The sequence below is a fragment of the Mycobacteriales bacterium genome (assembly GCA_035995165.1).
Taxonomy (GTDB): Bacteria; Actinomycetota; Actinomycetes; order Mycobacteriales; family CADCTP01; genus CADCTP01.
Genome location: DASYKU010000038.1, coordinates 1 through 25,583 on the forward strand (window position 1 = coordinate 1; position 25,583 = coordinate 25,583).

Annotated in this window: 22 protein-coding genes, 1 pseudogene and 1 riboswitch; of the genes and pseudogenes, 11 read left to right on the plus strand and 12 right to left on the minus strand. The window is 72.7% G+C overall.

All coding sequences use genetic code 11. The annotated features are described in order from the left end of the window. A partial coding sequence (locus VGP36_06335; GenBank protein ID HEV7654341.1) for an MMPL family transporter occupies positions 1-917 on the minus strand: 917 nt, incomplete at its 3' end. A 195-nt stretch (positions 918-1,112) separates the two neighbouring features. Here VGP36_06335 and lipB point away from each other — a divergent pair. Beyond that, positions 1,113-1,736, plus strand: a complete 624-nt coding sequence (lipB, locus tag VGP36_06340) for a lipoyl(octanoyl) transferase LipB (GenBank protein HEV7654342.1) — start codon at positions 1,113-1,115, stop codon at positions 1,734-1,736. Here lipB and VGP36_06345 read toward each other — a convergent pair. After that, on the minus strand, positions 1,733-2,650 hold the full coding sequence (locus VGP36_06345; GenBank protein ID HEV7654343.1) for an LLM class F420-dependent oxidoreductase: 918 nt from the start codon (positions 2,648-2,650) through the stop codon (positions 1,733-1,735). The two genes, lipB and VGP36_06345, sit on opposite strands and share 4 nt — an antisense overlap. Positions 2,651-2,724: 74 nt before the next feature. On the opposite strand from VGP36_06345, the pseudogene lipA reads away from it, so the two are divergent. Further along, positions 2,725-3,609, plus strand: a pseudogene (gene lipA, locus VGP36_06350) (lipoyl synthase). A gap of 39 nt (positions 3,610-3,648) precedes the next feature. Beyond that, entirely contained in the window at positions 3,649-4,410 is a 762-nt protein-coding gene (locus VGP36_06355) for a DUF4191 domain-containing protein (GenBank protein HEV7654344.1), read from the plus strand. Here the strand turns inward: VGP36_06355 and VGP36_06360 are convergent. Further along, positions 4,407-4,787, minus strand: a complete 381-nt coding sequence (locus VGP36_06360) for an RDD family protein (GenBank protein ID HEV7654345.1) — start codon at positions 4,785-4,787, stop codon at positions 4,407-4,409. The genes VGP36_06355 and VGP36_06360 overlap by 4 nt on opposite strands. A 141-nt stretch (positions 4,788-4,928) precedes the next feature. Here VGP36_06360 and glnA (VGP36_06365) point away from each other — a divergent pair, with 141 nt between their 5' ends. The 3 genes from glnA (VGP36_06365) to VGP36_06375 all read left to right on the plus strand — a co-directional run bounded on the left by glnA (VGP36_06365) (position 4,929) and on the right by VGP36_06375 (position 7,526). Then, the gene (gene glnA / locus VGP36_06365) at positions 4,929-6,353 is read left to right on the plus strand and encodes a type I glutamate--ammonia ligase (protein HEV7654346.1); all 1,425 of its coding nucleotides are present in this window, start codon (positions 4,929-4,931) and stop codon (positions 6,351-6,353) included. Between the two features lie 148 nt (positions 6,354-6,501). Beyond that, positions 6,502-6,951, plus strand: a complete 450-nt coding sequence (locus tag VGP36_06370) for a pyridoxamine 5'-phosphate oxidase family protein (GenBank protein HEV7654347.1) — start codon at positions 6,502-6,504, stop codon at positions 6,949-6,951. A gap of 89 nt (positions 6,952-7,040) precedes the next feature. Beyond that, positions 7,041-7,526, plus strand: coding sequence for an AAA family ATPase (locus tag VGP36_06375; protein HEV7654348.1), 486 nt, complete (start codon positions 7,041-7,043; stop codon positions 7,524-7,526). 279 nt (positions 7,527-7,805) lie between these two features. On the opposite strand, the gene VGP36_06380 is transcribed toward VGP36_06375, so the two are convergent. Beyond that, positions 7,806-8,651, minus strand: a complete 846-nt coding sequence (locus VGP36_06380) for a Gfo/Idh/MocA family oxidoreductase (GenBank protein ID HEV7654349.1) — start codon at positions 8,649-8,651, stop codon at positions 7,806-7,808. An 89-nt stretch (positions 8,652-8,740) separates the two neighbouring features. Here VGP36_06380 and VGP36_06385 point away from each other — a divergent pair, with 89 nt between their 5' ends. Next, positions 8,741-9,172, plus strand: coding sequence for a GNAT family N-acetyltransferase (locus VGP36_06385; GenBank protein HEV7654350.1), 432 nt, complete (start codon positions 8,741-8,743; stop codon positions 9,170-9,172). Between the two features lie 64 nt (positions 9,173-9,236). Here the strand turns inward: VGP36_06385 and VGP36_06390 are convergent, their stop codons facing one another. The 6 genes from VGP36_06390 to VGP36_06415 all read right to left on the minus strand — a co-directional run bounded on the left by VGP36_06390 (position 9,237) and on the right by VGP36_06415 (position 17,641). After that, on the minus strand, positions 9,237-9,944 hold the full coding sequence (locus tag VGP36_06390) for a transglycosylase family protein (GenBank protein HEV7654351.1): 708 nt from the start codon (positions 9,942-9,944) through the stop codon (positions 9,237-9,239). Positions 9,945-9,948: 4 nt separating this feature from the next. After that, positions 9,949-10,091: riboswitch (cyclic di-AMP (ydaO/yuaA leader) on the minus strand. A gap of 210 nt (positions 10,092-10,301) precedes the next feature. Beyond that, positions 10,302-10,751, minus strand: coding sequence for a hypothetical protein (locus VGP36_06395; GenBank protein HEV7654352.1), 450 nt, complete (start codon positions 10,749-10,751; stop codon positions 10,302-10,304). Between the two features lie 36 nt (positions 10,752-10,787). Further along, complete coding sequence (locus VGP36_06400; GenBank protein HEV7654353.1) at positions 10,788-11,924, minus strand: CapA family protein; 1,137 nt, start codon at positions 11,922-11,924, stop codon at positions 10,788-10,790. Positions 11,925-12,052: 128 nt separating this feature from the next. Next, positions 12,053-15,013: a bifunctional [glutamine synthetase] adenylyltransferase/[glutamine synthetase]-adenylyl-L-tyrosine phosphorylase gene (locus VGP36_06405; protein HEV7654354.1), complete on the minus strand. Its 2,961-nt coding sequence runs from the start codon at positions 15,011-15,013 to the stop codon at positions 12,053-12,055. 42 nt (positions 15,014-15,055) lie between these two features. Beyond that, complete coding sequence (locus VGP36_06410; protein ID HEV7654355.1) at positions 15,056-15,808, minus strand: type 1 glutamine amidotransferase; 753 nt, start codon at positions 15,806-15,808, stop codon at positions 15,056-15,058. A 186-nt stretch (positions 15,809-15,994) separates the two neighbouring features. Further along, positions 15,995-17,641 (minus strand): amidase, encoded by a 1,647-nt coding sequence (locus VGP36_06415; protein ID HEV7654356.1) that lies wholly within the window; start codon positions 17,639-17,641, stop codon positions 15,995-15,997. Positions 17,642-17,899: 258 nt separating this feature from the next. Here VGP36_06415 and VGP36_06420 point away from each other — a divergent pair, with 258 nt between their 5' ends. Then, a complete protein-coding gene (locus VGP36_06420) occupies positions 17,900-19,405 on the plus strand; it encodes a glycosyltransferase family 39 protein (GenBank protein HEV7654357.1) in 1,506 nt (501 codons plus the stop codon). A 12-nt stretch (positions 19,406-19,417) separates the two neighbouring features. Here VGP36_06420 and glnA (VGP36_06425) read toward each other — a convergent pair whose 3' ends face one another. Together glnA (VGP36_06425) and VGP36_06430 are read right to left on the minus strand one after the other, a co-directional pair. After that, positions 19,418-20,773: a type I glutamate--ammonia ligase gene (gene glnA / locus VGP36_06425; protein ID HEV7654358.1), complete on the minus strand. Its 1,356-nt coding sequence runs from the start codon at positions 20,771-20,773 to the stop codon at positions 19,418-19,420. Between the two features lie 132 nt (positions 20,774-20,905). Further along, positions 20,906-22,123 (minus strand): Ig-like domain-containing protein, encoded by a 1,218-nt coding sequence (locus VGP36_06430; GenBank protein HEV7654359.1) that lies wholly within the window; start codon positions 22,121-22,123, stop codon positions 20,906-20,908. Positions 22,124-22,468: 345 nt separating this feature from the next. Here VGP36_06430 and VGP36_06435 point away from each other — a divergent pair, with 345 nt between their 5' ends. From VGP36_06435 to VGP36_06445, 3 genes are all read left to right on the plus strand, one after another. Then, on the plus strand, positions 22,469-23,440 hold the full coding sequence (locus tag VGP36_06435; protein HEV7654360.1) for an alpha/beta hydrolase-fold protein: 972 nt from the start codon (positions 22,469-22,471) through the stop codon (positions 23,438-23,440). A 68-nt stretch (positions 23,441-23,508) separates the two neighbouring features. Further along, positions 23,509-24,255: an alpha/beta hydrolase-fold protein gene (locus tag VGP36_06440; protein HEV7654361.1), complete on the plus strand. Its 747-nt coding sequence runs from the start codon at positions 23,509-23,511 to the stop codon at positions 24,253-24,255. Positions 24,256-24,269: 14 nt separating this feature from the next. After that, a complete protein-coding gene (locus VGP36_06445; GenBank protein HEV7654362.1) occupies positions 24,270-25,511 on the plus strand; it encodes a hypothetical protein in 1,242 nt (413 codons plus the stop codon). Positions 25,512-25,583: the final 72 nt, after the last annotated feature.

Sequence of the window (25,583 nt, forward strand, 5' to 3'; positions counted from 1 at the left end):
CCGAGCGCGGCGACCGGCCCGAGGCTCTTGTTCGAGGACAGGTCCGAGACCAGCAGGCAGAGCAGGCCGAGGATGACCGTGACGCCGGAGGCGAGGACGGCCGGCCCGGCACCGCGCAGGGCCGCCCCCATCGCCTCGTACCTGTTCTCGTGCCGGCGCAGTTCCTCCCGGAACCGGGAGATGATCAGCAGCGCGTAGTCCGTCCCGGCACCGAAGACGAGCACGGTGAGGATGCCCTGGCTCTGCCCGTTGAGCGTGAGCACGCCGCCGTCGGTCAGCCAGTAGACCAGCCCGGCCGCCAGCGAGTACGCCGCGCCGACCGACAGGATCGGAAAGAACCACAGCACCGGGCTGCGGTAGACCAGCAGCAGGATCACGATCACCACGACGCCGGTGACCAGCAGCAGCGTCGAGTCGATCCCGCCGAAGGCGGCGATGAAGTCGGCCAGCGTGCCGCCCGGCCCGGTCACGTACGCGGAGATCCCGCCGCGGTCCTGGACCTTGCCCCGGACCGCGTCGACCGCGTCGGTCAGCTCCTGGCCGTCGGTGCCGGCGATCTGCACGATCGCCTGCACCGCGGTGCCGTCCCGGGCGGTGATCGGGTCGCTGACCGAGACCACCCGCGGCACGGTCTTGACCTCGGCCAGCTCCTGCCTGATCGAGCTCAGGTCGCCGTCGGTGATGCGGGACTTCCCCTCCCAGACCAGGATCGCGGGCGTCGTGTCCTGGCTGACGAACTGCTCCTGCAGGTCGTTGACCTCGGTCGACTCCGCCGTCTTGGGCAGGAACGCGGCGTTGTCGTTGGTCTCGACGTCGCCGAGCTTCCCGGAGAACGGCCCGGCCACGAAGATCACGATCAGCCAGAGCAGCAGGAGACCGGCGCCGATCCAGCGGCGCCGGGCGCGGGCGGGCGGCATGCGGATCTCCTCCTCCGGGCGGATCCCCCGGAGCGTAGGGCAGTGACCCCTCGGGGGCGGCCCCCGCAACCCCGGGCGCGCGGTGCGGGACCCGGCCCGACCTCTTCCACCGAGCCCGGCCGGAGGCGGAGGACCTCATCACGCCCACTACCCGGAGCGATTCAGGCGTCTCAGGGCCGGGCGTAGGCTCGTTTCGTGGACGTGATCAGGGCCGGTTCGGTGCCGTACGGGCAGGCGCTGGAGCAGCAGCGGACGCTGCACGAGGACGTCGTCGCGGGCGACCGCCCGGACACCGTGCTGCTGCTGGAGCACCCGTCGGTCTACACCGCCGGCAGGCGCACCGAGGACTGGGAGCGCCCCGCCGACGGGACGCCGGTGATCGACGTCGACCGCGGCGGCCGGATCACCTGGCACGGTCCCGGCCAGCTCGTCGGCTACCCGATCGTCAAGCTGGCCGACCCCGTCGACGTGGTCGCGTACGTGCGCCGGCTGGAGCGGGTGCTGATCGGCATCTGCGCCGGCCTCGGAGTGCCGGCGACCCAGGTCGAGGGCCGGTCCGGAGTCTGGCTGCCGGCCGACCGGCAGCAGCCCGAACGCAAGATCGCCTCGATCGGGATCCGTGTCTCCCGCGGCGTCACCATGCACGGCTTCTCGCTCAACTGCGATCCGAGCATGGCCGCCTACCAGCAGATCACCGCGTGCGGCATCCCGGGCGTCGGCGCCACCTCGCTGGCGATCGAGCTGGGCCGGCCGGTGCCGGTCGAGGAGGTCCTCGACCCGGTCGAGGCCGCCCTGCGCAAGGACGGCCTGACCGGCTAGACCTGCGGCGCCACCCCGGCCGCGAGCAGCTCGACCTGGTCGAGGTCGTCCAGGTCCAGCAGCTGCGCGTAGACCCGCGTCGCCCCGGCCGCGCCGAACGCCCCCAGCCGGTCGACGACCTCGGACACCGTGCCGCCGACGGCGTCGGCCCGCAGTTTGTCCGGGTCCCGCCCGATCGCTCCGGCCCGGCGCCGGAACTCGGCCTCGTCCTTGCCGACGCAGACCGTCTGCGCGGCGGAGAAGATCATCGGTGTGGTCCGCCCGGCCGCCGTACCCGCGTCCCGGACCAGCTCGAACAGCTCGCCGACCTCGGCCGCGGACCGGAACGGGACGTTGAACTCGGCCGCGTACCGCGCGGCCAGCACCGGGGTCCGCTTCTGGCCGGCCCCGCCGATGATCACCGGCAGCGGCGACTGGACCGGCTTCGGCAGCGCGGGGGAGTCGGTCAGCGTGTAGTGCGTCCCCTCGTACGAGAACGGGCCGGTCGCCGACCACAGCCCGGTCAGGATCGCGAGCTGCTCCTCCAGCCGGTCGAAGCGCTCCCCCAGCGCCGGGAACGGGATCCCGTACGCCGTGTGCTCCTTCTCGTACCAGCCGGTGCCGAGGCCGAGCTCGACCCGGCCGCCGCTCATCGCGTCCACCTGGGCGACCGTGATCGCCAGCGGGCCCGGCAGCCGGAACGTCGCCGCGGTGACCATCGTCCCGAGCCGGATCCGCGAGGTCTCCCGGGCCAGGCCGGCCAGCGTCACCCAGGCGTCGGTCGGCCCGGGCAGCCCGTCGCCGTCGCCCATGACGCGGTAGTGGTCGCTGCGGAACCACGCGTCGAAGCCGGCGTCCTCGGCCGCCCGGGCCATCCGCAGCTGCTGGTCGTAGCTCGCCCCTTGCTGGGGTTCGGTGAAGATGCGCAGGTCCACGGGCCGGAAGGCTACCCGGGACGGCGCGGCGTAACCTGTCCGGAGTGACCACGCTGCAGCCCGAGGGACGCCGGATGCTCCGGCTGGAGGTCCGCAACTCCGAGACCCCCATCGAGCGGAAGCCGCCGTGGATCAAGACGCGCGCGAAGATGGGCCCGGAGTACACGGAGCTGAAGAACCTGGTCCGCCGGGAGGGGCTGCACACGGTCTGCGAGGAGGCCGGCTGCCCCAACATCTACGAGTGCTGGGAGGACCGCGAGGCCACCTTCCTCATCGGCGGCGAGCAGTGCACCCGGCGGTGTGACTTCTGCCAGATCGACACCGGCAAGCCGGCCGAGCTGGACCGCGACGAGCCGCGCCGGGTGGCCGAGTCCGTCCGGGCCATGGGGTTGCGGTACGCGACGGTCACCGGCGTCGCCCGCGACGACCTGCCCGACCAGGGCGCCTGGCTCTACGCGGAGACCGTCCGGCAGATCCACGCGGTCAACCCCGGCACCGGCGTGGAGAACCTCGTCCCGGACTTCTCCGGCGACCCCGCGCTGCTGGCCGAGGTCTTCGGCTCCAGGCCCGAGGTGCTCGCGCACAACCTGGAGACCGTGCCGCGGATCTTCAAGCGGATCCGCCCCGCCTTCCGGTACGAGCGCTCGCTCGACGTGCTCCGCCAGGCCCGGGCGTACGGGTTGGTGACCAAGTCCAACCTCATCCTCGGCCTGGGCGAGACCCGGGAGGAGGTCAGCGAGGCGATGCGCGACCTGCACGCGGCCGGCTGCGACCTGCTCACGATCACGCAGTACCTGCGGCCCACGCCGCGGCACCACCCGGTCGAGCGCTGGGTCAGGCCGGAGGAGTTCGTGGAGCTCTCGGCCGAGGCCGAGGAGATCGGCTTCGCGGGCGTCCTGTCCGGGCCGTTGGTCCGCTCGTCGTACCGGGCCGGCCGGCTTTATCAACAGGCGGTTGCTGCTCGCCAGCCGAGTGCCTGATCCCGGTATTCTGTGAGCATGGCGAAGGACCCGGCGAAGGCGCCGCCCGGCAAGGCCGACCCGAAGGCCAAGGGCGGCAAGAAGGCCGCCAAGACGAAGGCGCCTCGGGGCGAGCGCTTCAAGCAGATCTACCAGGCCTACAAGCTGACGTACGAGCGGGATCGACAGCTGCCGCTCTGGATGGCGCTCGCGTTCCTCGTCGCCGCCGCGGTGATCTTCCTGGTCACCGTGCTGGTCGGGATCGCGTTGTTCGCGGCCATCCCGATCGCGGTGCTGTTCGGGATCGTCGCGCTGATGTTCGTCTTCGGCCGGCGGGCCCAGAAGGCCGCGTTCAGCCAGGTCGACGGGCAGCCCGGCGCGGCCGGCTGGGTGCTGGGCAACATGCGCGGCGACTGGCGGGTGACCCAGGGCGTGCAGCTGACCTCCCAGCTCGACGCGGTGCACCGGGTGCTCGGCCGGCCCGGCGTGATCCTCGTCGGCGAGGGCGCGCCCAACCGGATCAAGCCGCTGATGGCCCAGGAGAAGAAGCGGGTCGCCCGGATCGCCGGCGACACCCCGATCTACGACGTGATCCTCGGCGACGAGGAGGGCCAGGTCTCGATGCGCAAGCTGAACAACCACCTGGTCAAGCTGCCCCGCAACCTCGACCAGCGGCAGGTCAACGCGCTGGAGAAGCGGATGGCGGCGCTCGGCGGGACCAAGTCCGCGCCGCTGCCGAAGGGACCGATGCCGACCCGGGCCCGGACCTCCGGTCTCGAGCGGACGCTGCGCCGGCGCTAGCGGGTGCGGACGACGGCCGTCGTGGTGAGCCGGTCGTGCAGCGCCTGACCGTCGCCGAAGCGGATCACGGCCGGGATGAGCAAGATCACGCCGACGGTCCGGGCCGCCGCCCGCCAGAGGCCGACCGACGCCACCTTGTCCAGCCTGATCACGCGCAGCCGCAGCAGGCGCATGCCCGGTGTCTGCTGGACCAGTACGGTGAAGCCGAAATACAGCACGGCGAACACCAGCAGACTGCGGTTGCGCGGCAGCTCGGGCGCGGTGAACAGGACCGCGACCAGGCTGGACAGGATCACGTCGACGAGGAATGCACCGAGCCTCGGCCCGGCCGGGGCGACCGAGCCCGGACCGGTCTCGGGCAGTCCGGCGGTCGTCACGCGACGAGCTTAGGCGGCCGATCAGCAGGCCGGCTCAGCACGTACCCACAGGCCGCGTAACCCGGTTGAAACGATCGAGATACGCGCGAGCAACCGTCTGGCCATAGCGTCGCCCGCAACGACAGCCACACCGGAGGATGGATGTTCACCACTGCAGACGAGGTCTTGAGCTACATCCGGGACGAGGGCGTGCAGTTCGTCGACGTCCGCTTCTGCGACCTGCCCGGCGTCATGCAGCACTTCACGGTGCCGGCCGCGACGGTCGACGAGGACTTCTTCGCCGAGGGCCAGATGTTCGACGGCTCGTCGATCCGCGGTTTCCAGGCGATCCACGAGTCCGACATGCAGCTCATCCCGGACCCGACCAGCGCGTTCGTCGACCCGTTCCGGGCGGCGAAGACACTGGCGATGAACTTCTCGATCGTCGACCCGTTCACCAAGGAGCGCTACAGCCGGGACCCGCGCAACGTCGCGGCGAAGGCCGAGGCGTACCTCAAGGAGTCCGGGATCGCGGACACCGTCTACTTCGGGGCCGAGGCCGAGTTCTACGTCTTCGACGACGTCCGCTTCGAGACCAAGCAGAACGCCGGCTACTACTACATCGACTCGATCGAGGCGGCCTGGAACACCGGCCGCACCGAAGAGGGCGGCAACCGCGGCTACAAGACGCGCTACAAGGGCGGTTACTTCCCGGTCCCGCCGGTCGACCATTACGCGGACCTCCGCGACAAGATGGTCCTGGCCATGGACGCCGCCGGCCTGCAGGTCGAGCGGGCGCACCACGAGGTGGGTGCCGCCGGCCAGGCCGAGATCAACTACAAGTTCGACACGCTGACCCACGCCGGCGACTCGCTGATGCTCTTCAAGCACATCGTGAAGAACGTGGCCTGGGCGGCCGGCAAGACCGCGACGTTCATGCCGAAGCCGATCTTCGGCGACAACGGCTCGGGCATGCACTGCCACCAGTCGCTGTGGAAGGACGGCTCGCCGCTGTTCTACGACGAGCTCGGCTACGCCGGCCTGTCGGACATGGCCCGCTGGTACATCGGCGGCCTGCTCAAGCACGCGCCGTCGCTGCTGGCGTTCACCAACCCGACCGTCAACTCGTACCACCGGCTGGTGCCGGGCTTCGAGGCGCCGGTCAACCTGGTCTACTCCCAGCGCAACCGGTCCGCCGCCGTGCGCATCCCGGTCACCGGGACCTCACCGAAGGCGAAGCGGCTGGAGTTCCGGGTGCCGGATCCGTCCTGCAACCCGTACCTGGCCTTCTCGGCGCAGATGATGGCGGGCCTCGACGGCATCCGCACCAAGACCGAGCCGCCGACGCCGATCGACAAGGACCTGTACGAGCTGCCGCCGGACGAGCACGAGAACATCCCGACCGTGCCGGGCTCGCTGCCGGCCGTGCTGGAGGCGCTCGAGGCCGACCACGGCTACCTGCTCGAGGGCGGCGTGTTCACCCCCGACCTGATCGAGACCTGGGTCGAGTACAAGCGGACCAACGAGATCGACCCGATCCGCCTCCGCCCGCACCCGCACGAGTTCGAGCTCTACTACGACCTGTAGACCGCACACGCAGCACGGCGAAGGCCCTGACAGGGGGAACCGGCACTCCCCTGCCAGGGCCTTTCGCCTGCGTGCGCCTCGGCCGCCCGGTGACCCGTCCCCAGCAGCCCGAATCGCATCGACCCCACCTGGTCCGGACACTGGCCGGATGGAGTTCGGGGCGTTCCTGGGTGAGCCGGGGCGGATGGCACAGGTGGCCGCGGTCTCGCCGCGCGGGGTGCCGCTGCTGGGCAGCGTCTGGTTCCTGTACGCCGACGGCCGGTTCTGGTTCAGCAGTCACCCGGGCACTCCGTTCGCGGCGGCCGCTCTCCGGTCCGCCGAGGTCGCGGTGCTCGTGGACCAGTTCGAGCCGCCGGACACGATCCGCCAGGTCAGGGTCCGCGGCCGCAGCCGGGTCGAGGATCCCGACCCGGACCGCGTCCACGCGATCTACGCCCGTTACCTCGGCGCCGACGCCGCCGCCTGGCCGGCCTTCTTCCGCGCCCGCGCCACCGACCCCACCTGGACCCTCTGGTCGGTCCCGCCGGACTTCCGGCGTCGCCACCGTGAACCCCGGCTTCCGCCCGACCGAAACCCGCTGGACCCGCATCGAGGATGAGCCCCTGGGGCCCGGTTCGTGACCCGCTCGCCGGCCGTGTGGGGCGGCCCGGAACCCGCTTCCCCGCGGATCTCCGATTCACTGAGCGCGTGTTGTTCGTGGTGGTGGGGGCGCCGGGGAGTGGGAAGAGCGCGGTGGTGGGGGCGGTGCGGGCGCGGCTGCCGGGTGTGGTCGTGATCGACATGGACGAGTTCCTGGAGCCGGCCGGGGCGCTGGCGGCCGCCGACCTCACCGTGGCTGCCGGGCACTGGCCCGCGTACGACGCGCTCTGCCTGCGGCTGGTCGGAACCGTGGTCGACAGCGGCGTGAACTGCCTGCTGCTCACGCCGATGGACCCGGACCAGGTCGGCGACCGCTTCCGCCAGATCACCTGGGCCGTGCTCGACTGCCCGGACGACACCCGGCGCGAGCGACTGCGGCACCGGCCGATGGGCGCCGCGACGATCGAGGACGCGATCGCGGACGCCCGTGCGCTCCGCCGGCTCGGCCTGCCGACGCTGGAGTCGACCGGAACTCTCGATGACACCGCGACGGCGATCGCCGCCTGGATGCACTCCCGGCGACCCATGCCCTGAGCGGCGCCCGACGCACGTCCAGCGGCCCGCCCGCTGAGCGGCACTACCCGAAAGCGGCGACCACCGCCCGTGGTAATTACTACCGGCAGTAGTACGTCCCGGCGAGCAGACCCCGCCGACGGGCCCCGCCGCCCGAGCGTTGTCCGCGGCGACGGTTCAGCGCGGCATCTGCCCGGGTGGACCTTTACGCCGGGTGGCTTCCGCTCGTTGCGCACCTTGGCGCAGAGCGGAACCCGCCCCGGCGCGCATGTGACCGAGACCGGATACCCCGAGCCGCCGTCACGGTGCCGGGGCGGCCTCGGCGGCGGAGGCGAGGATGGCGACCACGTCGCGGGCGAAGTGCACGTCGCAGGCGGTGTCGCCGGCCTCGAGCGCCGCCAGGGCACGCACCGCGGCGTCCAGGTGGTCTCCGCCGGCCGGCACCGTGGCCCAGCCGGAGTCGCCGTAGAAGGTGACGTCCCAGGCCGTCACCGGAGACGCCAGCGAGAGCGTCATCGTGCTCACCGCACCCGAGGAGTGCACGAGCAGCACGGTCGACGTCCCGTGCGGACCGGCGGCCGCGGTGACCCGGGTGACCGGGCCGAGCACCGGCAGCAGCAGCGACAAAGCGTGTGGGCCGACGTCCCAGAGCCCACCGTGCTCATTCCGCCACGGCGAGGACCCGAACGGACCGCCCGCCACCGACCCCAGCAACACCGCCCGCGCACCGTCCCAGCTGCCGCCGACGGCCCCGGAGAGGAAGTCGACGACCTCGGGCCGGAACCGGCTGGTGAAGAACACCACCGACTTCACGCCGCTGGCGTCGACCGCGGCGACGACGTCGTCGGCGGCCTGGACCGTGAGCGCGAGCGGCTTGTCCAGGAACAGGTGCTTGCCGGCCCGGGCCGCCCGCGCGGCCAGCGGCGCCTGCACGTCCGGCGGCAGCGCGATCGCGACGGCGTCGACCGCGTCGAGCAGCTCGTCGACGTCCTCGTACGCCCGCGCGCCGACCGCACCGGCCAGCAACGCCGCCTTCTCCGGGTCCCGTCCCCACACGCCGGCCAGCGTGGTGTCCGGCGCCGCGGCCAGCGCCGCCGCGTGCGTCTCGCGCGCCCAGTACCCCGTGCCGAGCAGACCGAATCTCATAACCCCTACCCTGCCCTACCGTGGGCGAAGATCCAGTGACGGTCCGGATCGGGGACGAGCAGGATGTCGAACGGGGGGTTCGGATCTGGGTGGCGGCCCACGAGCGACGGCGCGGCAGCAAGCCGGCCGCCGCCCATGAGGCGCGCGTCAAGGCCCGGTTCGGCCGAACCGACGCCTTCTGGGTAGTGGCGCAGCGCGGTGACTCTATGGCGGGCATGGCACTCGCGATGCCGGCGCTCGCCGACGACGGCGCCGGTCCCCCGCTGCCGGGCCGCTGCCACGTCTCGGCCGTGATGGTGAACCCGGCGTACTGGGGTCAGGGCATCGGCGGCCGGATCATCGACACGCTGCTGGAGGAGGCGACCCGGCACGGCTACCTGGCGGCTCAGCTCTGGACCCAGGTCGGCAACGACCGGGCCCTGCGCCTGTACGAGCGGCGCGGCTTCGTGCCGACCGGCCGCACCGACCTTCTCGACGACGAGCACATCCTCCAGCTGCTGCGCGAGCCCGGGCCGCGGTAGCCCGGGCAGGCCGCGACCCCCGGGCCGCTGGGGGCTTGGTCCGGGGGTCGCGGGTCGTGCGGACCTACAGCGAGAGCTTCTCGCCGGGGAAGATCAGGTCCGGGTTCTCGACGGTGTCGCGGTTGGCCGCGAACACGGCGTTCCAGCCGCCGGACACGTGGTTCGCCGCGGCGATCTTGGCCAGCGTGTCGCCGGACTTGACCACGTACGAGCCGTGACCGGTCGGCGCGCTGGTGCGCACCTTGGTCTCGGTCGCCTGGGTGCTCTGGTGCCGGGTGGTGGAGCGCTTGGTGGTGGTGCCGGTGCTCTCGGTGGAGCGGCGCTCGCTGCGGCTGGACCGCTGCGAGGTGGTCGCCGGAGCCGGCGTGGTGTTGCGCGGGGCGGAGGCGGCGCTGGAGCCGGCCCGCTTGCCGCACACCGGCCACGCGCCGATGCCCTGGCCCGCGAGGACCTTCTCCGCGACCGCGATCTGCGCGGAGCGCGAAGCCTGGCTCGCGGTCGGCGCGTACGCGCCGCCGCCGTAGGCCTGCCAGGTGCCCTGGCTGAACTGCAGGCCGCCGGAGTACCCGTTGCCGGTGTTGATCGACCAGTTGCCGCCGGACTCGCAGGCCGCGATGGCGTCCCAGTTGACCGAGTCGGCGTGCGCCGGCGAGACCGCCAGCAGCGGGGTGACCGCGGCGACGCCGGCGACGGCGGTCGCCGTGGCGGCGCGTCGGCGGAGCTTCGAGGCGGTCGTGGGCGCGCGGTGGCGCCCGGTGGAGCGAGTGCTCATCGGGTGATCCCTCCACGCCTGCGGAGTGAGCTGTCGGGTTCGGGCTGAGGTTGCCCGGCCGCGGTCTACGCGGCTTGACCCCAAGGCGCCGTGGCGCCGCGGAACGGTGGGTCCCCCGCTCCTGCCTGGTGTTCGCGTCCCGGGCGGCGGCGGCAGGACTCGGCGTTCCGGCCCGGGTGTCCTCGGTGAAGGACGGCGCCGACCGTAAGCAGCTCTCCGCGATTGTCACAAACGAAGGCGGGGCGAATGTGACGACCGTCACTCATGGCTCGTCCGATATCGACCGATTAGCCGGTTTCGGCTGTCGGTTGCGTCACCCTCCGCTTACGAACACGTCCGTCCGAATCGGTTCAGATTTCAGTTCGTGATCTTGCACAGGGTCTGGGCGCTACGGACAGCAACCTGGGCCTGCCGGCCGGAGAGCTCGATGGCGGTCTCGTTGGCGTCGTTGATCGACTTCACCAGGTCCCGGCCGGCCGCGACGACCGGCTGAAGCTCGCCCCGATCGCCGACCTCGGTGGCCAGCTGGTCGACCGCCGACTTCACCTGCGGGGCGAGCGCGGCCCGCTGGTCGGCGTTGTCGGCGAGCTTGCCGGCGAGGTCGTCGAGGGTCACCAGGGTGCCGCCGCCGGCCTGGCAGGCCTGACGCAGCCCGGCGCTGAGCGAGGAAGCCGAGCTGCGGACGCCGGAGGCGATCGAGGCGGCCGAGCTGCGGGCCTCGTCGATCCCGTTGCCGACATCGGAGGCGCAGCCGCCCAGCACGAGGATCGAACCGGCGGTGGCGAGTACGGCGAGAGCAGCACGCATCCGGTCAGCCTAGGCAGCTGGGCTAACGCCCGGCGCTCAGGACGGGGTCAGGTCGACCACCGGCGCGCCCATCGACTTCAGCACCGCGCTGGTCCGGGCCCGGGAGAACGGCGGGGCCAACTCGACCACGTCCTGGGGCGCCTGAACGAACGTCGGCACGTAGCCCACCCGGCGTACGGCATAGCGGCCGTCCGGACCAGCACCGATCGTCACCTCGACGATGACGCCGTCCCGGTGCGGCGGCGTGGTCCCCTCCCCCGGCATCAGCGCCTGCTGTGCGAGCAGGTTGCCGAGCCCGAAGACGACCCAGCGTCCGTCGGCCCGGCGCTGGATCGGCTGCACGACGTGGGCGTGGTGACCGATGATCAGGTCGACGTCCGGCGACCGCATCACCTCGTCCACCACCTGCCGCTGGTACGCCGAGGGCGTCTGGTCCTTCTCCGTCCCGAAGTGCAGGCTGACCACGACGAACTGGGCGCCCGCGGCCCGGATCCGGGCAGCGTCGGCACGGATGCGGGCCGGGTCGATGAGGTTGACCGACCAGGGCGTCGGAGCCGGGATCCCGTTCAGCCCGTACGCGTAGGCCAAGTGTCCTATTCGGACTCCGCGAACCCTGTAAAGGGTCGGTCTCGCTGCCTCCGCGGCGGATCGGGCGCTGCCGACGTGCCGGATGCCGACCTTGTCGAAGGTGTCCACAGTGGACTTGATGCCGGCCACGCCCTTGTCCGCGGTGTGGTTGGAGGCGGTCGTGCAGGCGTCGTAGCCGGCCGCCTTCTCCGCGGCCGCGAGCTGGTACGGGGCCTCGAACGTCGGGTAGCCGGACAGCGTGCTGTTGTCGGCCGAGATCGGCGTCTCCTGGTGGCAGATCGCCCAGTCGGCGGCGCTGATGATCGGGGCGACCTCCGCCAGCATCGGGGTGAAATCGTAGCCGCTGCCGCCGGCGTCGCGGGCGGCCTGGGCCCGCAGCTCATCGCTGACGAGCATGTCGCCGGAGAACGCCAGCGTCAGCGCCGGCGGCGCGGCGGGCGTCGGGCTCGGCGTGGGAGACGGCGCAGTAGGAGAGGACGACGAGGCCGCAGCGGCCGTCGGCTCCCCCAGCGTCGGCCGCTGACCGCCCGAGCATCCCGCCGCGAGCAGCATGACCGCGATCCCGGCCCCGGCAACCCTCCGCACAGCGGCACACCCTGCCACGCCCACCACACCGACCCCGGAGCAGACACGCCGCCCACCCCCGCCGCCCCCGGACCCGACCACCGCCCGACCCGACCACCGCCCGACCCGACCACCGCCGGGGAGCCGGCTCAGTCGTAGAAGACGCGCTCGACGACGGCCCGCGCCCGGCGGGTCGCCCGCCGGTAGTCGTCCAGGAACTGCCCGGGATCGCGACCCGGCGGGTACCCCGCCACCTGCATCACCCCGTCCAGGTCCTTCCCCCGCCCCGGCAGCTGGTCCGAGGCCCGTCCCCGGACCAGCACGACCGCGTTGCGGGCCCGGGTCGCGATCCGCCACGCCGCCTCCAGCGCCGCGGTGTCGTCCGGGCTCAGCAGCGACGCCTCCCGCGCCGCGGCCAGCGCCGGCAGCGTCCGGGTCGTCCGGAGTCCCGGTACCGACGTCCCGTGCCGCATCTGCAACAGCTGCACCGTCCACTCCACGTCGACCAGCCCGCCGCGGCCGAGCTTGGTGTGGGTGGCCGGGTCGGCGCCGCGCGGCAGCCGCTCGGCGTCCATCCGCGCCTTGAGCCGGCGGATCTCCGTGGTCGCGGCCGCGGTCAGCCCGTCGTCCGGGTACCGCAGCGGGTCGACCAGCCGGATGAACGCCTCCCCGAGCGCGGCGTCCCCGGCCAGCGGGCAGGCCCGCAGCAGCGCCTGCGCCTCCCAGGGCGAGGACCACCGCCGGTAGTAGGCCCGGTACGACGACAGCGTCCGGACCAGCGGCCCGTTGCGCCCCTCCGGCCGCAGGTCGGCGTCCACCTGCAGCGGCGGGTCCGCGGCCGGCAGCGCCAGCAGCCGGCGCAGCTCGGTGACGACCGCGTTGGCCGCGGCCCCGGCGTCCTCCTCGGCCGCCCCCGGCATCGGCTCGTGCACGAACAACACGTCGGCGTCCGAGCCGAAACCGGTCTCGGCCCCGCCGACCCGGCCCATCGCGATCACCGCGATCCGGGTCGGCAGCACCCCGCGCGACACCGCGACCGCGCGCTGGGCCGCGCCCAGCGCCGCCTCCACCGTCGCCGCGACCACGTCCGTCAGCGCCTCCCCGACCTCGGCCACGTCGAGGAGGCCGAGCACGTCGGCGGCGGCGATCCGCAGCAGCTCCTGCCGGCGCAGCTCCCGGGCCGCCCCGACCGCGGCGGCCGCGTCCTCGTGCCGGGCGGCCGCGGACCGGAACGAGGTCCGCAGCGCGGCGGCCGGGCGGGGGGTGAGCTCGGCGTCGTCGCCGAGGATCCGCAGCGCCTCCGGTGCCCGGGCCAGCAGCTCGGCCACGTACCGGCTGGTGCCGAGCAGGTGCGCGAGCCGCTCGGTGACCTGACCCTCGTCCCGCAGGAAGCGCAGGTACCAGGGCGAGTCGCCGAGCGACTCCGACACGGTCCGGTACGCCAGCAGCCCGGCATCGGGGTCCGGCGCGTCGGCGAGCTCGTGCAGTACCACCGGCAGCAGCGTCCGCTGGATCACCGCGCGCCGGGACACCCCGGCGGTGAGCGCGGACAGGTGCCGCAGCGCGCCGTCCGGGTCGGCGAAGCCGAGCGCGGACAGCCGCAGCGCCGCCTGTTCGGGCGACAGCCGGAGCTGGTCGCTCGGCACCCGGGCCACCGCGTGCAGCAGCGGCCGGTAGAACAGCTTCTCGTGCAGTCGGCGGACCTCGCGGGCGTGCAGGGCCCACTCGGCGTCGAAGACCGCGACCGCGTCGCCGCGGACGTCGGGCCGGAAGCCCATCGCCCGGGCCACCCAGCGCCGGCCGTCGTCGTCGTCCGGGACCAGGTGGGTCCGGCGCAGCCGCTGCAGCTGCAGCCGGTGCTCGACCCCGCGCAGCAGGTGGTAGGACGCGGTCAGGGTGAGGGCGTCGTCGCGCCCGACGTACCCGCCGTCGCCGAGCGCCTTGATCGCCGCGACCGTGCCGCCGACGTGCAGCGCGTCGTCGGCCCGGCCGTGCACCAACTGCAGCAGCTGGACCGCGAACTCGACGTCGCGCAGCCCGCCCGGGCCGAGCTTGATCTCCCGCGCGGCCAGGTCCGGCGGCAGCGTGTCCTCGACCCGGCGCCGCATCGCCTGCACGTCCGGCACGAAGTGCTCGCGCTCGGCCGCCGTCCACACCAGCGGCGCCAGGGTGTCCACATAGGACCGGCCGAGCTCCGGGTCGCCCGCGACCGGCCGGGCCTTGAGCAGCGCCTGGAACTCCCAGGTCCGGGCCCACCGGGTGTAGTACGCCTCGTGGCTGGCCAGCGTCCGGACCAGCGGGCCCATCTTCCCCTCGGGCCGCAGCGCCGCGTCGACCGGCCAGGCCACCCGCCCGCAGACCCGCATCAGCTCGGTCGCGAGCGTGGTCGCGGTCTCCAGGGCGCCCTCGGCCACGAAGATCACGTCGACGTCGGAGACGTAGTTGAGCTCCCGGCCGCCGCACTTGCCCATCCCGATGACCGACAGCCGGACGGGGTCGGCGGCCGGGCGCAGCGCGGCCAGCGCGACCGCCAGCCCGGCGGACAGGGTCCGGTCGGCCAGCTCGGCCAGCGTGCTGCCGACCTCGTCGACGCCGACCTCGCCGGCCAGGTCCCGGGCGGCCAGCACCAGCAGGTGCCGCCGGTAGGCCACCCGCAGGTCGGTGACCACGTCGTCGCCGTTGCCCCGGGCGGGCGTGCCCGCGGTCCCGGTCGGCGGGTCGGCCGGATCGGCCCCGACCACGGCGAGCAGGTCGGGCAGCTGCGGGGTGCCGGTCAGCAGCTGCCAGTCCTGCGGGTACGCCGCGAGGTGGTCGCCGAGCGCCGAGCTCGCCCCGAGCACGGCGACCAGCCGGCGCCGCAGCACCGCGTCCGCCCGCAGCGCCGCGAGCAGCTCGGGGTCGGCGAACCGGGAGAGCGCCAGCAGCGCGAGGTCGGGGTCGGCGGCCCGGCCCAGCGCGGAGACGATCGCGGCGGCGCCGTCGTCGATCGCGCCGGGGTCGGCCCAGAGGTCCAGCCCGTCCGGCTTCGGACCGAGCAGCAGCCCGGCCCGCCCGCCGTCGGCGAAGCCGAGCCGGGCCAGCCGCAGCCCGCGCCGGTCGGCCGTCTCCATTGCCTTACCCAATCACGCTCACGGTTCGCCGGGCACCCTGCTTCAGGACCGTGCTGCCTGTGAGGTCGATTGCAGATGCGTACGGACGACGTCGGCGAACCGCCGCGCGAACGGCTGCCAGACCTCCGCGAGGTCCGCGTGCAGCGTGTCCAGGTCCCACCGCTCCAGCAGCGCGTCGACGTCCCGGCCGGCCGCGGTGAGCCGGTCCCGGTCGGACTCGGCCCAGGACCGCACCAGCTCCGGCGTGGTCTCGATGTGGAACTGCAGCCCCCAGGCGTTCACGCCGACCCGGAAGGCCTGGTTCGGGTAGCGCACCGAGGAAGCCAGCAGCGTCGCCCCGGCCGGCAGCGAGACGATCTCGTCGTAGTGCCACTGCAGCACGTCCGGGGTGAACGGCACCGGTCCGAACAGCGCGTCGTCGGCGGCGACGTCCCGCTTGGCCACCAGTCCCGGGCCGATCTCCGGGCCCTCCTCGCCGGGCTCGACCCGGCCGCCGAGCGCGCCCGCCAGCAGCTGGCCGCCGAGGCAGACGCCGAGCACCGGGACCTGCGCCGCGACCGCGTCCCGGAGCAGGTCGCGGAGCGCCGGCAGCCACGGTGCCCGCTCGTCGTCGTACGCGCCCATGTCGCCGCCGAGGACCAGCACGCCGGCGAACCCGCGGATCCGCGGCAGCGCGCTCCCGTCGTACGGGGTCCGGACGTCCAGCAGCAGTCCGGCCTCGGACAGCCAGTCACCGAGCCGGGCGGCCGACTCGGTGGGGCTGTGCTCGATCACCAGGAGCGTGGGCAGTTGCACGCGCTCCAGGCTAGGGCGTGTCTCTCCACTGCCTGGCGGCGCCGGTGGCGTCCACCGCCACGTGAGCGACACACCCCAGGAACCCGCCCGGCCCGCCGGACCGCGGCCGTCCCGCCCGGCCGTCCCGGCGGACGGGACGGACGGGACGGCCGGGATGGCCGGGACGGCCGGACGGGATGCGAGTACCTAGCCGCCGATGGTGGGGATGAACTTCGGCGGCTGCCGGACCTGGGTGCCCTTCTCGAACGCGTACGCCAGCTTGATCAGGTTCGCCTCGCCGAAGCGCGGGCCGATGAACGAGACCCCGACCGGCAGCGGACCGGAGAACCCGCCCGGCACCGTGATGCTCGGGTAGCCCGACACCGCCGCCGGCGACGAGGAGCCGACCGAGAACGCGTCACCCTGGCCGAGCGTGGTGACCCAGGCCGGGCTGTTGGTCGCGGCGATGATCGCGTCCAGGTGCTGCCCGCCGAGCGTCGTGTCGATCGCCTGCCGCTGCAGGCCGGTCAGCCGGGCCCGGTTCGCCTTGTACGCCGGGTCGGTCTCGTCGCCGCTGGTCGCCTGCGACTCGATGAAGATCTCCTGCCCGAAGAACTGCAGCTCCTCGGCCGCGTGCGCCTTGTTGAACGCGATCAGGCCGGCCAGCGTCTTGGGGTGGTTGCCCGGCCGGGCCTTCAGGTACGCGTTGATGTCGTGCTTGAACTCCAGCTCCAGCGCCGGGGTCTCCAGCGCACCGGCCTCGTCCTGGAACGGCAGCGTGACCGTGACGACGGTGCCGCCGAGCCGCTGGATCGCGGCCTTGGCCTGGTTGAGCACGGCCAGCGTCTCCGGGCTGGCGTCGGCGCCGGTGCCGTCGATCCAGAGGCCGATCCGCTTGCCCTGGAGGCCGTTCTTGCTCAGCCCCTTGAGCAGGTCGACGTTCAGGAACGGCTTGGAGTCCCTGGTCGCCGGGTCGGTCGGGTCGACCCCGCGCAGCACCTCGAGGGTCAGCGCGGCGTCCACGACGTGCCGGGCGATCGGGCCGGCCGTGTCCTGCTGGGCCGAGAGCGGCACCACGCCGGACCGGCTGACCAGGCCGAGGGTCGGCTTGATGCCGACGTCCCCGTTCTGGCCGGACGGGCAGACGATCGAGCCGTCGGTCTCGGTGCCGATCGCGACCACGGCCAGGTTGGCCGCGACACCCGCGCCGGAGCCGGAGGAGGAGCCGCAGGGATTGCGATCCAGCACGTACGGGTTGTTGGTCTGGCCGCCGACCCCGGACCAGCCGCTGCTCGAGTTGGTGGACCGGAAGTTGGCCCACTCCGAGAGGTTGGCCTTGCCGATGACGACCGCGCCGGCCTTGCGCAGCTGGGCGGTGAGGAAGGCGTCGGCCGGGGCGACCTTGGTCAGCAGCGCGAACGAGCCGGCCGTGGTCGGCTGCTTGTCGTGCGTCCCGACGTTGTCCTTGAGCAGGATCGGGATGCCCTCCAGGGCGGAGCGGGAGCCGTGCTGGCGGCGCTGCTTGTCGCTGGCGGCCGCGATCTTCAGCGCGTCCGGGTTCACCGCGAGGACCGCGTTGACCTTCGGGTCCAGCGCCCGGATGCGGGCCAGGTAGAACCGCGTCAGCTGGACGGCGGACAGCCGGCCGTGGTCCATGGCCTTCTGGAGGTCGGGGATGGTGGCGGACTCCAGGTCGATGCCGTTGAGCACCGGGCGGATGGCGCCGGGTCCGCTGTTGGCGCTGGCGGGCTTCGCCGGCGCGGCGTCGGCTGGGCTCACCAGCGCGACGGTAGTGGCCGCGGCGATGCCGAGCAGGGCCACGGTGCGGAACACGGACGGTCTGGGCACTCGCACGCTGACCTCCGGACGGGATGGCGGGGATCCGGCTACGCCGGTCGGCGCAAAGAGGTCGCACCGCCCGGCGGTGGTCATCCTGCCCTGACGGGCCGCTTCGGCGCATCCCTCCTTGGGGCAGCAAAACCAGCCGTCGCAAAGCCGCCTCGACCAGGATCACCCGTTCGGCGCAGGGCGTCCCGGGAGCGACGACCGAACGTGACCAGAACGCCGCCCCGGTGCGGCGGAAGAGTCATCGGGAGTGGGTACGGTGCCCGGGTGGCGGTTCCCAGTACGGATGCGGCGGCGGCGCCGGCTCCGGTCAGGCTCGCGCGCCGGCCGCTGCTCGCCATCGCCGGCGCGGTCGCGGTGCTGCTGGTGGCGACCAGCTGGCGCTACGGCTACCACCGCGACGAGCTCTACTTCCTCGTCGCCGGCCAGCACCCGGACTGGGGCTACCCGGACCAGCCGCCGCTGACGCCGGTGCTGACCCGGCTGATGGACCTGATCGGGCCCGGCTCGATCGTGGTGCTGCGGCTGCCCAGCGCGCTGGCGGCCGGGGCGACCGCGCTGCTGGCCGGGATGACGGCCCGCGAGATGGGCGGCCGGACCCGGGCCCAGCTCATCGCCGCGGCGAGCGTGGCGGTGTCCGGGACGACCCTGGTCACCGGCCACTTCGTCAGCACCACGACGTACGACATCCTGTTCTCGGCCGCGCTGTGCTGGCTGCTGGCCCGCTCGGTCCGGACCGGGGAGAACTGGCTGCTGCTGCCGGCCGGGGTGGTGCTCGGCCTCGGGCTGCTGAACAAGTCGCTGATCGGCGTGCTCGCGCTGGCGCTGCTGGCCGGGGTCGCGGTGGCCGGGCCGCGGCGCTGGCTGCGCAGCGGCTGGCTGGTGATCGCCGCGGTGGTCGCCGCGGTGTTCCTGGCGCCGAACCTGGTCTGGCAGGGGCTCAACGGCTGGCCCGAGTTCGACATGGCCGGCTCGATCTCCGGCGGCGACGCGCAGGGCGGCCGGATCGGCTTCATCCCGTTCCAGCTGCTGCTGGTCAGCCCGGTGCTGGTGCCGGTCTGGGTGGCCGGGCTGGTCCGGCTGCTCCGGGCCGGGCCGGGCCGCCCGTTCCGGTTCCTCGGCATCGCGTACGTGCTGCTGGCCGTGGTCTACCTGCTGGCCGGCGGCAAGGCGTACTACCTGGCCGGCATGTATCCGGCGCTGCTCGCGGCCGGTTCGATCGCGGTCGACGGCTGGCTGCGCGACCTGCCCGGCCGGATCCGGCTGCTGGAGGTCGCGCTCGGGCTCTCGCTGGTGGTCGGCGCGGTGGTCGGGCTCGCGGTGCTGCCGGCCCGGGCGCTGCCGCCGGTCCTCGCCGTGAACCCGGATGCGGGCGAACAGGTCGCCTGGCCGCGGTACGTCGACCAGATCGCCGGCGTCTGGAACGGGCTGACCAGCTCGCAGCAGACGACCGGGCTGGTGCTCACGCAGAACTACGGCGAGGCCGGCGCGATCGACCGGTTCGGGCCGAGCCGCGGGCTGCCGAAGGCGTACAGCGGGCACAACGGGTTCGCGGAGTGGGCGATCCCGCTGGGCGAGGCCAACCCCGTCGTGCTGGTCGGGTACGCCGACGACACCACCCGCGGCCGGCTGTTCGGCTCCTGCCAGCAGCAGGCGACCCTGGACAACGGGCTCGGGCTGGACACCCAGGAGCAGGGCGTGCCGGTCTGGGTCTGCGGGGCGCCGCCGAGGGCGTGGGCGGACAGCTGGGACGACATCCGCCACCTGAACTGAGCGCGGCCCGAACTAGAGCGCGGGCAGGTACCGGGCCAGCTCGAACGGCGTGACCTTGGCCCGGTACTCGGCCCACTCGCTGCGCTTGTTGCGCAGGAAGTAGTCGAACACGCCCTCGCCGAGCGTCTCCGCGACCAGCTCCGAGGTCTCCATCGCCCGCAGCGCCTCGGACAGGTTGTGCGGCAGGTCGGTGTAGCCCAGCGCCCGCCGCTCGTCCTCGGTCAGCAGCGAGACGTCGTCCTCGGCCCCCGGCGGCAGCTCGTACTCGTGCTCGATGCCGCGCAGCCCCGCGCTCAGCATCAGCGCGAAGGCCAGGTACGGGTTGCAGGACGGATCCGGCGCGCGCACCTCGACCCGGGTCGAGTTGGCCTTGCCCGGCTTGTACATCGGCACCCGCACCATCGCGGACCGGTTCGCGTGCCCCCAGCACACGTACGCCGGGGCCTCGGCCACCGCGTTCGGCGTCGTCTCCCCGAACAGCCGCTTGTACGAGTTGACCCACTGGTTGGTGACCGCGGTCGTCTCCCGCGCGTGCCGCAGCAGGCCGGCGATGAACGAGCGGGCCGTCTTGGACAGGTTCAGCTCGTCGGAGGGGTCGTGGAAGGCGTTGCGGTCGCCCTCGAAGAGGGACAGGTGGGTGTGCATGCCGGAGCCCGGCTGGTGGGTGAACGGCTTGGGCATGAAGGTCGCGTACACCCCCTCGGCCATCGCGACCTCCTTGACCACGTGCCGGAACGTCATCACGTTGTCGGCGGTGGTCAGCGCGTCCGCGTAGCGCAGGTCGATCTCCTGCTGGCCCGGCGCGACCTCGTGGTGGCTGAACTCGACCGAGATGCCGAGCGCCTCCAGCGCGTCCACGGCCATCCGGCGGAAGTCGTGCGCGACGTCGTGGCTGGTGAGGTCGAAGTAGCCGCCGGTGTCCACCGGGCTCGGCTCCCGCCCGGCCTCGGGCAGGCCCTTGAGCAGGAAGAACTCGATCTCGGGATGGGTGTAGAAGGTGAAGCCCATGTCCTTGGCCTTGGCCAGCGCGCGGCGCAGCACGAACCGCGGGTCGGCCCAGGACGGCGAGCCGTCGGGCATGAGGATGTCGCAGAACATCCGGGCCGAGTCGCCGGCGCCGTTCTTCCACGGCAGCACCTGGAAGGTGGCCGGGTCGGGCTTGGCGATCATGTCGCTCTCCGACGCCCGGGCGAAGCCCTCGATCGCCGAGCCGTCGAATCCGATGCCCTCGGCGAACGCGCCCTCGAGCTCGGCCGGCGCGACCGCGACGGACTTGAGGAACCCGAGCACGTCGGTGAACCAGAGCCGCACGAAGCGGATCTCCCGCTCCTCCAGCGTGCGGAGAACGAACTCCTGCTGCCTGTCCACCGTCGCTCCCCTCCCGGTCCGGGCCCGCTGTCGCGCAGTCTCCGGCGGCGTCATTTCACCGACGTTACCTACGCCACTGAGTTCCGTGTCCGCCAGGGCGGGGCGCGGCCCGCAGACCGCGCCCCCGACCGACTACAGCGCGCTGCCCTTGGTCCAGGTCGCCCAGGACACGCCCCACTCGTTGTAACCCGCGGCGAACGGCAGGTCCTTGCCGGTGTTCTTGATGTCCACCACGTCCCCGTAGGAGAAGCGGCTGTAGAACCAGGCCGCGTTCTCCGGGGACAGGTTCACGCAGCCGTGGGACGTGTTCTGCTTGCCCTGGGCCCAGACCGACCACGGCGCCGAGTGCAGGAACTCGCCGTCCGGGGTGATCCGGATCGCCTTGGAGATGAGCTCGTCGTAGCCGAGCGGGGTGTCCTTGGGCAGCCCGTACGACGCGGAGGTCATCCGCTTCACCGGGTACTTCTCGGCCACGATGTGCGGCCCGCTCTGCGTGGTGAAGAAGATCGTCTGCCCGTCGATCGTGGTCGAGCCGCCGCGGCCCATGCTCACCTTGACGCCGGTCTTGGCGACCTTGCCGTTGATGCGCACGGTGCCCACGTGGGCCTTGTCGTCGATGGTGAAGATCTTGGAGTCGCCGATGGTGAACGCGGAGGCGACGTCCTGCTGGCCGTACACGTCGTCGCCGACGTTGAGGCCGTAGACGGAGGCCTTGACCGAGACCTTGGTGCCGGGCGCCCAGTACGTCTTGGGCCGCCAGTGCACGACCTGGTCGGAGAACCAGTGCCAGGCCCCGGCGACGTGCGGCGAGGTGGTGACCGTCAGCGCCTTCTCGGCGGCGGCCTTGTCGGTGACCGGCTCGTCGAAGCGGACCTGGACCGGCTGGCCGACGCCGACCGTCTTGGGGCCGCCGTCGTTGCCGGGGAACAGGTAGGGCATCGTCAGCGTCCGCGGCGCCACGGTCGAGAACGAGCTGGCGCCCTTGACCGTCCTGCCGTCGGCGTTGGCCCCGACCGCGGACACCGAGTAGGTCTTGTCGTAGCCGAGCGCGTCGGCCGAGGTCCAGGCGGTCTTGGTCGCGTTGAACGTGCCCTTGATCGCCTCGCCGTCGGCGTTGCGCAGGGTGACCGCGCTGACCGTGCCGCCGACCGCCTTGACCGTGACCGGCCTGGCCACGGACTGGGCCGAGGTGCCGTTGCGCGGCGAGATGATCAACCGGGCCGGCTCGGCCGCCGGCGTCGTCGCGGCCGCGGTCGGCGCGGCGGCGCCGCCACCCCCCGCGGTCCCCTGGGCGGCCGTGGTCGTCGTGCCCGCACCGCCGGTGCAGCCCGCGACCAGCGCGAGCAGCACTGCCGCCGTCGCCGTCCCGACCGCGCTGCGGCCCCGTACGCTCCCCCGCGCTGAACCCCGAACCATGCCCTTGCCTCCGAACTCCCCGGCCGCCACGCCACCCCAGCGGTCCTCCGCTGGATCTTGACGTGCAGCAGTCCCCAATTGTTGCTCAGCGCACCCAAATTTCCGGTGACAATCGCGATACGAGTCCTGCGGTGTCGCGGTTCATCACTTGCTCCCGTCGAATCCTAGAGTGGCCCGGTGACATCCCGGCCCCGTACCGCTCCGAGCGGCCCGGTTGCGACCGCCGACGACGTCACATTCCGGTACGCCGACCCCGACCACCGCCTGTCCGGTGTTCGGTTGGCACAGCAGGTCCGGATTCCCGGCGACCAGCTCGACTTCACCCGCACCGCCGCCGGCTGGCGGCTCACGCTGCCCCGGCCCTCGGTCTGGCGGCTGGAGTACCGGCTGGAGCTTCGGCATCCGGACGGCGGCTCGGAGGAGGTCTGCGACCCGGCCAACCCGCTGCGGGCGCCGGGCGCGTTCGGGGACAAGTCGGTGCTGGAGTTCGCCGACTACCGGCGGCCGGCCTGGCTGCGGGCCTCGGTCGAGCCGGGCGAGCAGACCTCGCTGCGGGTGCCCTCGCGCTACCTGCACGCCGAGGTCGAGGTCCGGCTCTGGGCCCCGGCCGACGCCGGCCCGACGGAGCAGCTGCCGCTGCTGGTCGCCCACGACGGCCCCGAGTACGACCAGCTGTCCGCCCTGACCGCGTACGGCGCGGCCATGATCGCGGCCGGCCGGCTGCCGCGGCACCGGATCGCGCTGCTGGCCCCGGGCGAGCGGGACGAGTGGTACAGCGCCAGCGTCAGCTACGCCCGGGCCCTCGCGCTGGCCGTCATGCCGGCCATCCGGCGCCGGGTCGCGGTGACCGGGCCGGTGGTCGGGATGGGCGCCAGCCTGGGCGGGCTGGCCGCGCTGCACGCCCAGCGCCGGCACCCGGACCTGTTCGGCGGCCTGTTCCTGCAGTCGGGCTCGTTCTTCGCGCGCCGGCTCGACCCGCAGGAGCGGAGCTTCGCCCGCTACGGCCGGATCACCCGGTTCGTGGCCGACACCGCCCGCGGCGTACTGGCCGCGCAGCCGGTGCCGGCGACGCTGACCTGCGGCGAGCTGGAGGAGAACCTGTCGAACAACCGCGACATGGCCCAGACGCTGCACGAGCAGGGCTACCAGGTCGGGCTCGTCGAGCTGCCCGACGTACACAACTATGTCGCCTGGCGCGACGCATTCGACCCGCACCTCACGGGGTTGCTGGCCGAGGTCTGGGGCCCCTGATCCCCGCGGCGGCTGATCTTGATCGGCCGCCCCGGGGTCGGGGCCCGCTCCCCGGTAAGTTGCAGGGCATGACCCGCCGCGAGCATGTCGACATCCCCGCGCCGGCGCTCGGCGGGTCCGGCACCGTGGTCGCGTACGGCCACTACGGGCGCCCGTTCCTGGTGTTCCCGTCCGAGCAGGGACGGGCCTGGGACTTCGAGAACAACGGCATGGTCGAGGCGGTCCGCCCGCTGCTGGACGCCGGCCGCTGCAAGCTCTACTGCATCACCTCGCACGACGCGGTGTCCTGGTCCAACCACTCGCTCTCGGTCGAGGACCGGGCCCGCCGGCACTCCGAGTACGAGCAGTGGGTCATCCACTCGGTGCTGCCGTTCGTCTGGGACGACTGCGGGGGCCGGCAGGAGGTCGCCACGATCGGTGCCTCGATGGGGGCGTACCACGCGCTGACGTTCGCGCTGCGCCGCGCCGACCTGTTCCCGCTCTCGATCAGCCTGTCCGGCAACTACGACCCGTCGGCCTGGCACGGCTGGGGCGAGCAGGGCGAGGCGGCGTACTTCGCCAACCCGACCCACTTCGTCCCCGGCATGCACGGCCAGCACCTGGACTGGCTGCGGACGCGGCTGTCGGTGCTGCTGGTGGTCGGGCAGGGCATGTGGGAGGACAGCACCGGTGCGCTGCCCTCCAGCCGGCGGATGGCCGGGCTCCTGCAGGAGAAGGGCATCCGCTGCGAGCTCGACGAATGGGGACACGACGTCCCGCACGACTGGCCGTCCTGGCAACGCCAGCTGGCCCACCACCTGCCCCGGTTCTGCTAGCTGTAGGAGGCCCCGTGACCCGTGGTGACCGCACCGAGCACCTCATCGGCCTGCTGCTCGGCACCGAGGAGGACTGGCCGCGCGCGTTCGAGGAGTTGGTCCGCCGGCTCGGCGCGGTCCGGCACCCGGACGGCACCCCGCACACGCTGCGCACCGAGCGGATCACGATCGAGCCGTTCGACCTGCGCTCCAGCCCGCGCTACGACCTGGTCATCGACCGCCTGGCGTACTGGTACTACCACCCGCGGGAGTGGCTGAAGAAGATCTCGCTGATGGACGACGTGTACCTGCTGAACAGCCCGTTCACGTTCCAGTCGATGGAGAAGCACGCGGCCTACTGCGCGATGCTGCGGCTCGGGCTCAAGGTGCCCGACACCTGGCTGGTGCCGCCGAAGGAGCCGCTGGACAACGCGCGCTGGGCGTACACGTCCTCGAAGTACAACCGGTCCTTCGACCTGGACGCGATCGCGGACCAGGTCGGCTACCCGATGTTCATGAAGCCGTTCGACGGCGGGGCCTGGGTCGGGGTCTCCCGGATCACCGACGCCGCGTCGCTGAACAAGGCGTACGACGAGTCCGGGCACCGGCTGATGCACCTGCAGGCCTCGGTCGAGGGGTACGACTCGTTCGCGCGCTCGCTGACCATCGGGGCCGAGACGATGGTCATGAAGTTCCGCCCCGAGCTGCCCATGCACGACCGGTACGCGGTGTCGCACGACTTCCTCTCGCCCGACGCCGGGCTCGAGGTGCTGGCCATCTCGAAGCTGATCAACGCGTTCTTCCGGTGGGAGTTCAACTCCTGCGAGTCGCTCGTGGTCGGCGACGAGGTGCACCCGATCGACTACGCCAACGCCTGCCCGGACATCGCGATCACCTCGCTGCACTACTACTTCCCGTGGGCGATCTCGGCGCTGCTGAAGTGGTCGGCGTTCTGCGCGGTGACGCAGCGGAAACCGCGGCTGGACACCGACACCCGGGGGTACTTCGACATCGCCGACTCGGACCTGTCCTACGGCGACAGGCTGGCGGCGTACGCGACGCTGGCCGACGAGTACTTCGAAAAGGACCGGTACGAAGAGTTCTGCGCGACCTCGCTGGCCTCGCTGGACGAGATCGTCCGGGACTGGGTCACCTCCCCCGACTTCGACGCCCTGCTCGTCGACACCGTCAAGACCACCTACCCCGGCCACGAACAAGACCGCTTCGTGTCCCACTTCCGCGGCCTGCTCTCCCTCTGGGTCACCGACAACGCCTGACCGGCGCGGCTTCCGAACGCGGCTCCTGAACACGCGGCTTCTGAACACGGTGCCCCGGTCCTCGTCAGCTCC